At 57.8% G+C, this 13853-nt stretch carries 11 protein-coding genes; 8 read left to right on the forward strand and 3 right to left on the reverse strand.

Going from position 1 to position 13853, the window contains the following annotated elements:
• Nucleotides 1–25 precede the first annotated feature (25 nt).
• Complete coding sequence (locus tag DIT72_RS16785) at nt 26–1066, reverse strand: rod shape-determining protein (RefSeq protein ID WP_114614015.1); 1041 nt, start codon at nt 1064–1066, stop codon at nt 26–28.
• Nucleotides 1067–1444: 378 nt separating this feature from the next.
• Between DIT72_RS16785 and gatC the strand changes: the two genes are divergently transcribed.
• The 3 genes from gatC to gatB are packed head-to-tail and all read left to right on the forward strand — an operon-like array spanning nt 1445 to nt 4694.
• Nucleotides 1445–1732: an Asp-tRNA(Asn)/Glu-tRNA(Gln) amidotransferase subunit GatC gene (gene gatC, locus DIT72_RS16790; RefSeq protein ID WP_135956398.1), complete on the forward strand. Its 288-nt coding sequence runs from the start codon at nt 1445–1447 to the stop codon at nt 1730–1732.
• A gap of 32 nt (nt 1733–1764) precedes the next feature.
• On the forward strand, nt 1765–3222 hold the full coding sequence (gene gatA, locus DIT72_RS16795) for an Asp-tRNA(Asn)/Glu-tRNA(Gln) amidotransferase subunit GatA (RefSeq protein WP_135956399.1): 1458 nt from the start codon (nt 1765–1767) through the stop codon (nt 3220–3222).
• A gap of 20 nt (nt 3223–3242) precedes the next feature.
• On the forward strand, nt 3243–4694 hold the full coding sequence (gene gatB / locus DIT72_RS16800) for an Asp-tRNA(Asn)/Glu-tRNA(Gln) amidotransferase subunit GatB (protein ID WP_135956400.1): 1452 nt from the start codon (nt 3243–3245) through the stop codon (nt 4692–4694).
• Nucleotides 4695–4914: 220 nt separating this feature from the next.
• Here gatB and rimO read toward each other — a convergent pair whose 3' ends face one another.
• A complete protein-coding gene (gene rimO / locus DIT72_RS16805) occupies nt 4915–6255 on the reverse strand; it encodes a 30S ribosomal protein S12 methylthiotransferase RimO (protein ID WP_135956401.1) in 1341 nt (446 codons plus the stop codon).
• Between the two features lie 325 nt (nt 6256–6580).
• Here rimO and DIT72_RS16810 point away from each other — a divergent pair, with 325 nt between their 5' ends.
• From DIT72_RS16810 to DIT72_RS16825, 4 genes are all read left to right on the forward strand, one after another.
• Nucleotides 6581–6985 carry a PilZ domain-containing protein gene (locus DIT72_RS16810; protein WP_135956402.1) on the forward strand — a complete coding sequence of 135 codons (405 nt, stop codon included), beginning with the start codon at nt 6581–6583 and terminating at the stop codon, nt 6983–6985.
• A gap of 163 nt (nt 6986–7148) precedes the next feature.
• The gene (gene cysD / locus DIT72_RS16815; RefSeq protein ID WP_135956403.1) at nt 7149–8057 is read left to right on the forward strand and encodes a sulfate adenylyltransferase subunit CysD; all 909 of its coding nucleotides are present in this window, start codon (nt 7149–7151) and stop codon (nt 8055–8057) included.
• 1 nt (nt 8058) lies between these two features.
• Complete coding sequence (gene cysN, locus DIT72_RS16820; protein ID WP_135956404.1) at nt 8059–9717, forward strand: sulfate adenylyltransferase subunit CysN; 1659 nt, start codon at nt 8059–8061, stop codon at nt 9715–9717.
• 323 nt (nt 9718–10040) lie between these two features.
• Nucleotides 10041–11057 carry a nucleoid-associated protein gene (locus DIT72_RS16825; protein WP_135956405.1) on the forward strand — a complete coding sequence of 339 codons (1017 nt, stop codon included), beginning with the start codon at nt 10041–10043 and terminating at the stop codon, nt 11055–11057.
• A 155-nt stretch (nt 11058–11212) separates the two neighbouring features.
• Here the strand turns inward: DIT72_RS16825 and trmH are convergent, their stop codons facing one another.
• Nucleotides 11213–11953 carry a tRNA (guanosine(18)-2'-O)-methyltransferase TrmH gene (gene trmH, locus DIT72_RS16830; protein WP_135956406.1) on the reverse strand — a complete coding sequence of 247 codons (741 nt, stop codon included), beginning with the start codon at nt 11951–11953 and terminating at the stop codon, nt 11213–11215.
• A 211-nt stretch (nt 11954–12164) separates the two neighbouring features.
• On the opposite strand from trmH, the gene miaB reads away from it, so the two are divergent.
• The gene (gene miaB / locus DIT72_RS16835) at nt 12165–13511 is read left to right on the forward strand and encodes a tRNA (N6-isopentenyl adenosine(37)-C2)-methylthiotransferase MiaB (protein ID WP_135956407.1); all 1347 of its coding nucleotides are present in this window, start codon (nt 12165–12167) and stop codon (nt 13509–13511) included.
• Nucleotides 13512–13853: the final 342 nt, after the last annotated feature.

Consider the following 13853-nt stretch of genomic DNA (forward strand, 5'->3'; position numbering starts at 1 on the left):
TCGGGGCGTAAAGCCGGGGTCAAGATCAGCCCTCCTGGAAGAACATTCCAATCCCGCCACGGTCAATCACTTCCAGCGCCTTACCGCCTCCACGTGCGACACAGGTGAGCGGATCTTCGGCAATGATCACCGGCAGGCCGGTTTCCTCGCTGATCAGTTTGTCCAGGCCACGCAGCAAGGCACCACCACCGGTCAGCACAATGCCCCGCTCGGCAATGTCGGATGCCAGTTCCGGTGGCGACTGCTCCAGGGCGCTCTTCACGGTCTGGACGATCTGGGCCAGGGATTCCTGCAGTGCGTCGAGGATTTCCTCGCTGTTCAGGGTAAAGGCCCGGGGTACGCCCTCCGCCAGATTGCGGCCGCGAACGTCGATTTCGCGAATGTCCAGGCCTTCATAGGCACAGCCAATTTCGTGCTTGATGCGCTCGGCGGTGGAGTCACCGATCAGGCTGCCGTAGTTGCGGCGCACATAGGTAACGATCGCTTCGTCGAATTTGTCACCGCCGGTTCGCACAGATTCGGCGTAAACAATGCCGTTCAGGGAGATGATGGCAATCTCGGTGGTACCACCACCGATATCCACAATCATCGAACCACTGGCTTCCTCGACCGGCAGACCGGCACCAATAGCAGCGGCCATGGGTTCTTCAATCAGGAAGACTTCCCGCGCGCCGGCACCCAGGGCGGATTCGCGGATGGCCTTGCGTTCCACCTGGGTGGATTTGCTGGGCACGCAGACCAGCACCCGGGGGCTGGGAGTAATGAAGCTGTTTTCATGCACTTTGTGAATGAAGTGCTGGAGCATTTTTTCGGTGACGACAAAATCCGCAATCACGCCGTCTTTCATGGGACGGATAGCGGTGATATTGCCCGGAGTACGGCCCAGCATGCGTTTGGCTTCGGCACCGACGGCGGCAACCATTTTCTGGGACCCATGGGTACGGATGGCTACTACGGAAGGTTCGTTGAGTACTATGCCGCGTTCGCGTACGTAAATAAGGGTGTTGGCGGTGCCCAGGTCGATGGACAGGTCGCTGGAAAATAAGCCTCTGAGTCTTTTCAACATTCGTGTAGTTTCAACCTGAGAGTTGCAGTCGCAAAAAATGATGCGGCAACTTTAGCAGCGAGCACCCCCGCAGGCAAGGCACCATCGGGGCTCCCGCGGGGTCTTTCACACTTTGCCCTTTGTTTTGGCCCCTCCCGCGATTGTTCGAATCTGTTACCATGCGCTTTTATTTTTGACTTGGGTGCATGGGCACTTGAGAGGCTGCTTTCCAAAACACGCTCAAGCACATCCCTGTGGCGCTTGGGCTCCGCCATCCATGGCTCCGCACAGTTTTGGAAAGCAGCCTCCCAAGCGCCCTCGTACCTGTTGTGATATTCAGGCATCCGCCGGTCAGTGATGCCTGTAAATTACTGAAACTTCATATTACTGGGAGGCAATGTGACCATTTCCCGTGAGGATATTGAAAAAGTCGCTGTTCTGGCCCGTATCCGGGTAGACGAGGAGCAGGTTTCGGCGCTGGAGAAGGATCTGGGCAACATCCTGGACTTGGTGGATCAGCTGAGTGCGGCGGATACCGATTCGGTGGAGCCCATGGCTCATCCGTTGAATGCTGTACAGCGCCTGCGCCCGGATGTGGTAACGGAGACCAACCAGCGGGAGGCTTTCCAGGCGATTGCGCCGGCTACGGAGAATGGTCTTTATCTCGTGCCCCGCGTGATTGAGTAATCGGATCAACAGCGACGTAATCAGGAAGTGACATGCATAACAAATCCGTAGCAGAGCTTTCCCGCGAGCTGGAGAGCGGCAAGATTTCCAGTGTGGAGCTGACCCGGCAGTTCCTGGGCCACCTTAAGAAAGAGGATGAGCAGCTCAACAGCTTTATTACCATTACCGAAGATGAGGCCCTGGCGGATGCCCATGCCGCGGACGAGCAACGGGCTGCGGGCAGGGCCACGCGATGGACCGGTGTGCCGTTTGCTCACAAGGACATTTTCTGCACCAATGGGGTGGCAACTACCTGTGGGTCGAAGATGCTGGCCAACTTTGTACCCCCTTACGATGCCAGGGTTACGGAGAACTTCCGCAAGGCGGGCGCGGTGTGTCTGGGCAAGACCAACATGGACGAATTCGCCATGGGGTCTTCTACCGAATCCAGTCATTTCGGCGCAACGACCAACCCCTGGGGCCTGAGCAAGGGTGAAAAACGTGTGCCCGGTGGCTCTTCCGGGGGCTCGGCGGCGGCCGTTGCGGCGCGACTGGTGCCGGCGGCGACGGCAACGGATACCGGTGGTTCCATCCGCCAGCCAGCGGCGCTGTGCGGCGTAACCGGGCTGAAACCGACCTATGGCCGGGTCTCCCGCTACGGCATGATTGCCTTTGCCTCCAGCCTGGACCAGGGCGGCACCATGGCGCGCACCGCCGAAGACAACGCGCTGATGCTGAATGTGATGGCCGGTTTTGATCCCAGGGATTCCACCTCCCTCGACCGGGAGGTGCCGGACTACACTGCAACGCTCGACGAGCCATTGAAGGGCCTGCGCATTGGCCTGCCGAAGGAATACTTTGCCGGCAATCTCAATGCGGCCCTGGAGGAGCAGGTTCGTTCTGCCATCGGGGAATATGAAAAGCTGGGCGCAACGGTAAAGGAAGTATCGCTACCCCACGCTCATCTTGCCATTGCTGCCTATTACGTGATTGCTCCGGCAGAAGCCTCCGCCAACCTGTCGCGCTTTGACGGCGCCCGTTATGGCTACCGCTGCGAAGACCCGAAAGATCTGCTGGACATGTACACCCGCACCCGGGCAGAAGGTTTTGGTGCCGAGGTGAAGCGGCGGATTCTGGTGGGTACCTACGCGCTGTCCGCCGGTTATTTCGATGCCTATTACCTCAAGGCCCAGAAGGTGCGCAGACTGATCCAGCAGGACTTTATCGACGCTTTCAGGGAAGTGGATGTGCTGATGAGCCCGACCACGCCTTCTCCGGCCTTTATCCAGGGCGAGAAATCCGACGACCCGGTCACCATGTACCTGGAAGACGTGTTTACCGTTGCCGTCAACCTGGCAGGCATTCCGGCCATGTCGGTGCCGGCTGGCTTCGTGGACGGATTACCGGTCGGCCTGCAGATTATCGGGGACTATTTCTCCGAGGCACGCCTGCTCAATGCCGCCCATCAATACCAGCAGGTGACCGACTGGCACCAGCGTGAACCGCAATAAGCCCGGACAGGAGAATGACTATGCAGTGGGACATTGTGATCGGGCTGGAAATTCACGTTCAGCTCGCCACCCGAACCAAGATTTTTTCCGGCTCCAGCACCGCCTATGGCGCTGAGCCCAACACCCAGGCCAATGCTGTTGATCTGGCGATGCCTGGCACCCTGCCGGTTCCCAACGAGCAGGCGTTCCGCTACGCGGTGATGTTTGGCCTGGCGGTGAACGCAGAGATCGAGCGACGCTCGGTGTTCGAACGCAAGAACTATTTCTACCCCGACCTGCCCAAGGGCTACCAGACTACCCAGCTGGAACGGCCGATCGTGGGTCCTGGCTACGTGGATATTGATCTGGCCAACGGTGAAACCAGGCGGGTGCGGATCCATCACGCCCACCTGGAAGAAGACGCCGGCAAGTCGCTGCATGAAGACTTCCATGGCATGACCGGTATTGACCTGAACCGCGCCGGTACGCCGCTGATTGAGGTGGTGACTGAACCGGACATGAGCAATGCCGCTGAGGCAGTGGCGTGCGCCAGGAAGCTGCACGGCATCGTCACATCGCTGGGCATCTGTGACGGCGATATGTCCCAGGGCTCCATGCGGTTTGACGTCAACATCTCGCTCAAGCCGAAAGGCTCTGAAATCCTCGGCACGCGCACCGAAACCAAGAACCTGAACTCCTTCCGCTTCATGGAGCAGGCCATTGCCCACGAAGTGGAGCGGCAGATGGACATCCTGGAAGACGGCGGCACCATCGTGCAGGAAACCCGCCTGTATAATGGTGACCGGGATCAGTCCCGCTCCATGCGTACCAAGGAAGAAGCCAACGACTACCGTTACTTTCCCTGCCCTGACCTGCTGCCGGTGGAAATCGACGATGCTTTTATCGACGAAGCACGCAACAGCCTCCCGGAACTACCTGACGCCCGCAAGGCGCGCTTCATGGAGCAGTATGGCCTGAACGACTACGACGCGGGCCTGCTGGCCAGTGACGCGAAACTGGCCACTTTCTTCGAAACCACCGCCGAGCGCGGCAAAGATGCCAAGCTGGCCTCCAACTGGGTCCAGGGCGAATTCTCCGCTCGCCTGAATGCGGAGGAGAAATCCGTCGCCGACTCGCCGATCTCCGGCGCCCAACTTGGCGATCTGGTGGTGCGCATTGCCGACAACACCATCTCGTCTGCCGGCGCCAAGAAGGTCTTCGAGGCCCTGTGGAGCGGCGAAAACGACAATGTCGATGCCATCATCGATGCCAGGGGCCTGAAGCAGGTTTCTGATAGCGGGGAACTGGAGAAGATGGTGGAGGAGGTACTGGCCTCAATGCCGGATCAGGTTGCCCAGTATCAGCAGGAATCCGACCCCAAGAAGCGGAAGAAAATGCTGGGTGGCTTTATGGGGCCGCTGATGAAGGCCTCAAAGGGTCAGGGGAATCCCAAGCTGTTTAATGAGATTCTTGTTAAGAAACTGGGAGGCTGACTCTCTGGTTCTACTGTGGGTCGTGATGTCTGGCTGCGGCCCTAGCCTGCCTGGATTCGGAGTTAACGGCACGAGGCAGGAAGGGGGCTCCAAAACTGTGCGGAGCCATGGATGGCGGAGCCCAAGCGCCCATGGATGGGCTTGTAGCGTTTTTTGGGAGGGGGCATCCGCCAACGCCCTCCCCCGCAACACCCAGGCCGGGAGCTAAACCTGAGTCCAGTCAGACAAGCCGCCCCCAAAGATCATGCTCATCGGCATGCTCAACCACGACCTGAACAATCTGCCCGGGAACAAGGTCTGTTTCCTCATTAAGATAAACCATCCCGTCAATCTCCGGCGCATCCGCCTTTGAACGCCCGATAGCACCCTCTTCATCAACTTCGTCGATCAGCACATCGATAGTCTGCCCGATTTTTGCCTGCAGGCGGGCTGCGGAGATCCGGGCCTGTTTTTCCATGAAACGGGCCAGGCGATCTTCCTTTACCTCTTCCGGCACCGCGCCCTCCAGCTCATTGGCCCTGGCACCTTCCACCGGGCTGTACTTGAACGCGCCTACGCGGTCCAGCTGTGCTTCATCGAGCCAGTCCAGCAGGTACTGGAAATCTTCCTCGGTCTCACCCGGGAACCCCACGATAAAGGTGGAGCGGATGGTCAGCTCCGGGCAGATCTCGCGCCACTTGCGGATTCGCTCAAGTGTCTTGCTGTCGTGGGCCGGGCGTTTCATGGCCCTGAGCACTTTCGGACTGGCGTGCTGGAATGGAATGTCCAGGTACGGCAGGATCCTGCCTTCGGCCATCAGCGGAATGATGTCGTCCACATGGGGATAGGGATAAACGTAGTGCAAGCGCACCCATACTCCCATTTCGCCCAGCGCCTCGCACAATGACTGCATTTTCGTTTTCAGCGGGCGGCCCTGCCAGAAGCCGGTGCGGTATCTGAGATCCACGCCATAGGCGGAGGTGTCCTGGGAAATCACCAGGAGCTCTTTGACCCCGGCATCCACCAGGCGCTGGGCCTCATCCATCACATCGCCAATCGGGCGGCTGACCAGATCACCGCGCATGGACGGAATGATGCAGAAGGTGCAGCGATGGTTGCAGCCCTCGGAAATCTTCAGATAGGCATAATGCCGCGGCGTCAGCTTGATGCCCTGGGGTGGAACCAGGTCGGTGAAAGGGTCGTGCTGCCTGTTCGGCGGCACAAACTGGTGGACTGCTCCGACCACTTCCTCGTAAGCCTGGGGGCCGGAAACCGCGAGAACGCCGGGATGGGCGTCGCGGATCCTGTCGGCCTCCACCCCCATACAACCGGTGACGATCACCTTGCCGTTTTCGCTGATGGCCTCGCCAATGGCGTCCAGGGACTCCTGCTTGGCCGCGTCTATAAAGCCACAGGTATTGACCACAACAATGTCGGCGTCGTTGTAGGTGGGCACCACATCGTAGCCATCCAGCCGCAACTGGGTAAGGATGCGCTCCGAGTCAACGAGCGCTTTGGGGCAGCCAAGGCTGATGAAACCTACTCTGCCACCCTGGGGAACGGAAGGATCTTTGTCTGTCATAACCTGCACGGAATCAAGGCGCCTGAATCGGCTCCGGGTGAATGGTGAATAATGTCGGCCGGTAGTTTACCCCAGCAAGCCTGCTGCCGTCAGCGAACTCGAAAAGGGAATTCCGGATACCGGTTATTGATATGCATCATTATCAGTGACGCCATGTTCATATCCAGTTCACAAATCTGACAACGTTGGCGACAGGCAACTTGCTGTTCACGAAACAAACAAATAGACTTTCAGGAAGTTAAGGTCGAAAGAACAGCAAATAAAAAAGGACTGAACGATGGGTAAGGCAGCCTCCTTTGAAACCAGAGATGCCAGAAGAGTCAATATGAAACCAGTTGCCGCCAAACCGAACCTTCGCAATCAGCAGCGTGTTGATGTTTCAACCGAAGTCAGAATTGAAAAAACGGATGGCAGTTGTTTTACCTGCAAAATTTCAAACATTTCACGAACCGGAATCATGATTCTGTGTGACCAGGAGGCCATCAGGGCACTGGTCCCCGGCCAGAAGACACCCGCGCCCGGCAACTGGATATCCGTGACTACCACTTTCTCGGTTCCTGTCGTTGCCCAGCAACCGGTCTCGGTGATTGCCGCCGGTAACATCGTCCACATGCGTCGCATCGCCCGCGACCAGTTCCAGATTGGCATTCAGTTCGCTGAATTTGACGGCAACGGTTTCGAGTACATCAACAATTACGTCAGCAAACTGCTCTCCAGCGCTCCCCACTGAGGCCACCGGATATCGCCGCCGGGCTATTCCGGCGCTATATTGTTATAGCAGCAAACTCTAGTTGCCGACCTTCTTATGCCATGGTCTGATCTGGTATCATTGCCGCATTCACACGCCCAGCCTCCACCTGATCCGGAGGCACGCAAAGCGGTAACAGGATACGATGACCACTTACAACCTGACGCACCTCAAGCAACTGGAAGCTGAAAGCATCCACATCATCCGCGAAGTCGCAGCCGAATTCGACAACCCGGTCATGCTTTATTCCATCGGTAAGGACTCTGCGGTGATGCTTCACCTGGCCCGCAAGGCTTTTTACCCCGGCAAGCTTCCGTTCCCGCTGATGCATATCGACACCACCTGGAAATTCAGGGAAATGATCGAATTCCGGGACCGCAAGGCGAAGGAGTACGGGCTGGACCTGATCGTTCACAAGAACGAGGACGGTATCAGACAGGGTATCGGGCCATTTACCCATGGCAGCGCCAAACACACCGACGTGATGAAAACCCAGGCACTGAAGCAGGCGCTGGACAAGTACAAGTTTGATGCTGCTTTCGGTGGTGCTCGCCGGGATGAGGAAAAATCCCGGGCCAAGGAGCGTGTGTATTCCTTCCGCGATGAATACCACCGCTGGGACCCGAAGAATCAGCGCCCTGAGCTGTGGAATATCTATAACGGCAAGATCAACAAGGGCGAAAGCATTCGCGTTTTCCCGCTGTCCAACTGGACCGAGCTGGATATCTGGCAGTACATCTACCTGGAAAACATCGAGATCGTTCCCCTGTATTACTCGGCCAAGCGCCCGGTGGTTGAGCGCGACGGAACGCTGATCATGGTGGATGACGACCGTATGCCCCTGAAAGAAGGTGAAGAGCCGGAGATGAAGTCCATCCGCTTCCGCACGCTGGGCTGTTACCCGCTGACCGGCGCCATTGAATCCGAGGCAGATACGCTGCCGGAGATCATCCAGGAAATGCTGCTGGCCACCAGCTCCGAACGTCAGGGCCGCGTGATCGACCACGATTCGGCTGGCTCCATGGAACAGAAAAAGCGGGAAGGGTACTTCTAAGATGTCACACCAGTCTGATCTGATTGCCGAAGATATTCAGGCCTACCTGAAGCAACATGAGAACAAGGAGCTGCTGCGCCTGCTGACCTGCGGCAGTGTGGACGATGGCAAGAGCACCCTGATTGGCCGCCTGCTTCACGACACCAAGATGATCTACGAAGATCACATGGCCAGCCTCAAGACCGACAGCGCCAAGATGGGCACCACCGGCGAAAAGCTGGACCTGGCCCTGCTGGTAGACGGCCTGCAGGCAGAGCGGGAGCAGGGCATCACCATTGATGTCGCCTATCGCTATTTCTCCACCGACAAACGCAAGTTTATCATTGCCGATACCCCGGGCCATGAGCAATACACCCGCAACATGGCCACTGGCGCGTCTACCGCCCAGGTGGCGATCCTGATGATCGATGCCCGTTACGGAGTGCTGACCCAGACCCGTCGCCATTCCTACATCGCGTCCCTGCTGGGTATCCGCCACATTGTAGTGGCTATCAACAAGATGGACCTGGTGGATTACAGCGAAGAGCGCTTCAATGAAATCAAGGATGATTACCTGGCCTTTGCCAACAAGCTGGGCCTGAAGGACATCCGCTTTGTGCCGATTTCCGCCCTGGAGGGCGACAATGTCGTCAACAGGAGCGAGCATACCCCCTGGTTCACCGGCCAGCCGCTGATGGAGATTCTGGAAACTGTCGAGGTTTCCCATGACAAGAATCTGGAGCATTTCCGCTTCCCGGTGCAGTATGTCAACCGGCCCAACCTGAATTTCCGCGGATTCTGCGGCACCATCGCCTCCGGTGTTATCCGCCCCGGCGACAGGGTGATGGCCCTGCCGTCACGGCGCACCAGTACCATCAAGGATGTAGTGACGTTCGATGGCAACCTGGAAGAAGCCTACATCGATCAGGCGGTGACACTGACCCTTACCGATGAAATCGATCTCAGCCGTGGCGATATGCTGGTGAAGGCCGAGGACGAGCCGGAAGTGGGCAACCGCTTTACCGCCAATATTGTATGGATGACGGACGGTCCGCTGGAAACCGGCCGGCTTTACGATATCAAGCTCGGCCCTACCTTTACCTCCGGGACAATCAAAAAGATTCATCACCAGACTGACGTGAACACGCTGGAGAAGAATGACAATCCCCCTGCCCTGCAGCTCAACGAGATCGGTCTGTGCGAGCTGACCCTGAGCCAGCCCATTGCCTTTGACGCCTACCCGCGTAACCACGCCACCGGTAGCTTTATCGTGATTGACCGGTTGACCAACGTGACCATTGGTGCAGGCATGATTGCCGGCACTGCCGGTACGGTTGAGTCGCTGGATCCGGTGACCAGTGAGGAGCGTGAGCGCCGTCTGGCCCAGAAGCCGGCCATCATTGCCTGTAACGGCAAGAAGGCTCCGGCCCTGGCACTGGCTGTTGAGCGTGCCCTGTTCGACCAGGGCAAGACGTCAGTGGTGCTGACCGAGGACAACGCCGGCGATGCTGAGGACCGCCGCCGCGCCGCCCAGATAGTTAGCGCCCACGGCCTGGTTGCCATTGCAGTGGATCTGGGTACCGACGTGGCTTCGGCGTCGGTGTCTGCGGACGACGACCAGGAAATCACTGACGCGGTCAATACGCTGATTCAGGATCTGATGCGCCACAAGCGGGTTTAACTTCTTTCACAGGAATGTAGGAGGCCCCTGTGGTCTGAGACCTTGGGGGCTGGTTCGGGGGTGGGGGTACCTTTTCTTTGGAAAAAGAACTCGCTGCGCTCGGACACCTTTTTCCGGCAGAAAAGGCACCCCCACCCCGTGACCGATCACACCTGGTTTGAATCCCCCGTAGGTCGGATCAGGCCCAAAGGGCCGTAATCCGACAATCCGTTTCACCCTTCACCAAACTCAACCTTCCACTCAAAATCCATTACAATCCCATCCCCCTGAAGGTTTACCCTCAGAGCCTCTTACGTTTTACCAAGCAAGGACCCAAAAACTCCATGGCCATCAAACACCTTCGCACCCTCTTCGCCAGCCAGCTCCAGCCCGGACAACCGGCACAGGTTCGCCCCGGTGAGGCCCTGTCCGAGCCCGGTGGCGACTATGAGGGCCTTCACAAGCAGATGAAGCGTCTGTTCAACAGCAAGCCGGGCAAGAAATACGGGCGTTTTTCAGAGGACGTTGGCGAATCGCCATTCAGCGCCTGGCTGAAAGATTATCTGGAGGACAGGCAGAGCTTCGTTTCCCTGACCGACCGTATTTTCGGTCAGTGGCAGGAATTGCTGAACGGCAGTCAGGAGGAGCACCAGGGCCACCTGATGCTGGTGCACGAGGCTCTGGCGGATGGGGAGGTAATGTATCTGCTGGTAATAGAAAGCGACAGTGCTCTGCGGTTTGATGGCCAGCAGTCGTTGGATACCACCGATGTGCTCAGCCTTTCCCGGCTGAATCTGGCGGTGCGTATCGAGCTGGAGGATTGGCAGAATGATAACCCCGGGGAGAATTATCTGACATTGGTTCATGCCCGTGGCAGCGGTGAACCGGGAGAGCTGTTTATCCGCTTGTGCGGCTTTACCAATCAGGTGGACGTAGAGAAAGAAACCCTGACGTTCATGGATGCGGTGGAAGCCTTTGCCAGGTCGTCAGAGCCTGAGGAAGCGGGCAAGATTCGTGCGCGGGCCTATGAGTTCTCCAGGGATCAGCATGCCCTGGGCGAGCCGGTGGCTATCGAGGCGCTGTCTGGCTATCTGGATGAGGATCAGCCGCAGCGGTTCAAGGAATTTGCCAGTGAGACGGCAGAGCTGCCGGAGAGTGGGGTGCTGCACCCGGATCATCGCAAGGTGAAGAAGTTGGTGCGTATTGCGGGCTCTGGTGGTGGCATGAGTGTGTCGTTTTCGTCCGATCTGGTTAATCAGGCGGTCTACTATGACCGTGACAATGATGCGTTGACGATTACGAAGCTGCCTAAGGCCTTGCGGGAGCAGTTGCAGCGCTATTTGGAAAGTCGCGACGATTGAGATTACTGGTCCGCCAGACTGGTAGCTCGGAGGCCGGTCCCGGCGCGGGGGTGCATTTTCTTATGGAAAAAGAACTCGCTGCGCTCGGACACCTTTTTCCGGCAGAAAATGCACCCCCACACCGTGACCGATCAAGGCTTGCGGGTTGACCTGTTTTATTCAGTTTCGTTGGTAATGACCGGGTTTTTATCGGTCCATCTCGGGCGGTTTGCGCGAAGTTTCCGGACTTCCTGCATCCAGCTTACGCCATCGACCAGCTCACCGGTTTCCGGGTCGATGGGTGGGTACGGAAGGTTGCGGTCGTCGCAATAGCGTTTCACAACCGGCTGGCACCAGCAGAACAGCAACCGGTTGTACTCATCATCCGGCAGACGCCGGTAATCATACATCCCGGCCAGCTTACGCTGCCGTTGTGCTTCGGCGAGGATAATGGCGCAGGCGGAGGACACGTTCAGGGACTCCACCATACCCATCATGGGTATCACAATGTGCTCGTCTGCCTGCTCGGCGGCGCTGTCGCTGACGCCATCCACTTCATTGCCCATGATCACAGTGCAGGGCACGGTGAAGTCCGCTTCCCGGTAATCGATCGCGCGGTCAGACAGTTGCGCGGCGTAAAGTTTGTGGCCCTGCCCTTTCAGCGTAGATATGGCTTCATCCATGGTTGGGTGGGTGTGGGTGGTGACCCAGTTGTAGCTGCCGCCGGCGGTTTTGCGGAATGCGCGGAATCCTTCGCGCGGCCAGACCACGTGCATATTGGCCAGGCCAAAGGCGTCGCAGGAGCGGATGATGGCCGAGAGGTTGCGGGGTTTGTGGACCTGGTCGGTGAGGACGCTGAGGTCTGGTTGGCGGGTGTTGAGGGTTTGTTTGATTCGGGCTAGGCGTTCGGGGGTCATTGGAGTTTTGGTTAGTGATCATTGATGTTTGAGGCTTCAATTTCCGAGCCCAGGAAAACCAATAATACCACAAGCGATTTAGAGGATTGCCGAGACAGAGGTGGTTGCGGATTGATCACCCCGTTATAATGGCCAGCTGACTTTTTTGAGCGCCAATGCTGACCTTCCGGCGCAAACCACACACCACCCTATACAAAATACGTTGAGAAACATGGCCAAGAAGCTGTACATAAAGACCCATGGCTGCCAGATGAACGAGTACGACTCATCCAGAATGGCGGACCTGCTTAAAACAGGCGAAACCGTCGAAATGACTGACTCGCCGGAGGATGCCGATATCCTTTTGTTGAACACCTGCTCCATCCGGGAAAAAGCCCAGGACAAGGTGTTCCACCAGCTGGGTCGCTGGAAAAAACTGAAAAACAGCAAACCGGACCTGATCATCGGTGTGGGCGGTTGCGTGGCCAGCCAGGAAGGCCAGGCCATCATTGACCGGGCGCCCTTCGTGGATATGGTCTTCGGCCCGCAAACCCTGCACCGGCTGCCGGACATGATCACCGAAGTGCGCACCAGGGGTAACGGCGTCGGCGTGGTGGACGTCAGCTTCCCGGAAATCGAAAAGTTTGACAACCTCCCCGACCCCGGCGCCGACGGCCCTTCCGCGTTTGTGTCCATCATGGAAGGCTGCAGCAAGTACTGCACTTTCTGCGTGGTGCCCTACACCCGCGGCGAGGAAGTCAGCCGCCCGGTGGACGATGTGATTGCGGAAGTGGCTCACCTGGCCGGCCAGGGCGTGCGTGAAGTGAACCTGCTGGGCCAGAACGTGAACGCATACCGTGGCGAAACCCACGATGGCGACGTGATGGACATGGCGGAGCTGGTGTCCGTGATCGCCACCATCGACGGCATCGACCGCATCCGTTACACCACCTCTCACCCGGTGGAATTCTCGGACTCGCTGATCGAAGCTTACGAGCAGGTGCCGGAGCTGGTCAGTCACCTGCACTTGCCGGTTCAGAGCGGCTCTGATCGCATCCTGTCAGCCATGAAGCGCGGCCACACGGCGCTGGAGTACAAATCCAAACTCCGCCGCCTGCGCAAGATCCGCCCGGACATCAGTTTCTCCTCGGACTTTATCATCGGCTTCCCGGGGGAGACCGAGAAGGACTTTGAAGACACCATGAAGCTGATCAACGATATCGGCTTTGATGTATCTTTCAGCTTCATCTACAGCGCCCGGCCCGGTACTCCGGCTGCGGATCTTCCCGATGACACACCCATTGAAGTCAAGAAACAGCGCCTGAGCATCCTGCAGGAGCGCATCAACCAGCAGGCCATGGACATCAGCCGCAAGATGGTGGGCACGACACAACGCATCCTGGTAACCGGCCTGTCCAGGAAGGATCCGGGTGAATACGCGGGGCGCACCGAGAACAACCGCATTGTGAACTTCCGGCACGAGAGTCCGGAGGTAGTCGGGCACTTTATTGATGTGGAGATTCGGGAGGCTATGCCTAATTCTCTTCGCGGCGTTCCTGTGGGCTCGGAGATGTATTAAACCTGGGTTCCCATTCGTTGATGGCTTGGTGAATGGCGAGTGGTGGGTACCTCCACTCTCCGCGAACCCGTGTCGTGTCTGTGAATAAACGTAGGTTGGATTAAGCGCAGCGCAATCCAACAATGGCCGCGGGCTGCAAATGGCCCGAAATCTGTCGGATTACGACTTCGTCTAATCCGTATATGGTCTCCTCCCCGTTTGCAAGGTCTCAGCATTCGATGTCAGGGACAGGTTTGCGCCCGTATATCCGGCCTGTTTAGCGAGGCGGCTTTGTCGCCTCTGGCCTTGATGGAAGATCCGCGCCTGCCGTCCTTATCGACCTAACGGCCTGTTGGGCCTTCG

The organism is Marinobacter orientalis, from assembly GCF_004792665.1.
Taxonomy (GTDB): Bacteria; Pseudomonadota; Gammaproteobacteria; order Pseudomonadales; family Oleiphilaceae; genus Marinobacter; species Marinobacter orientalis.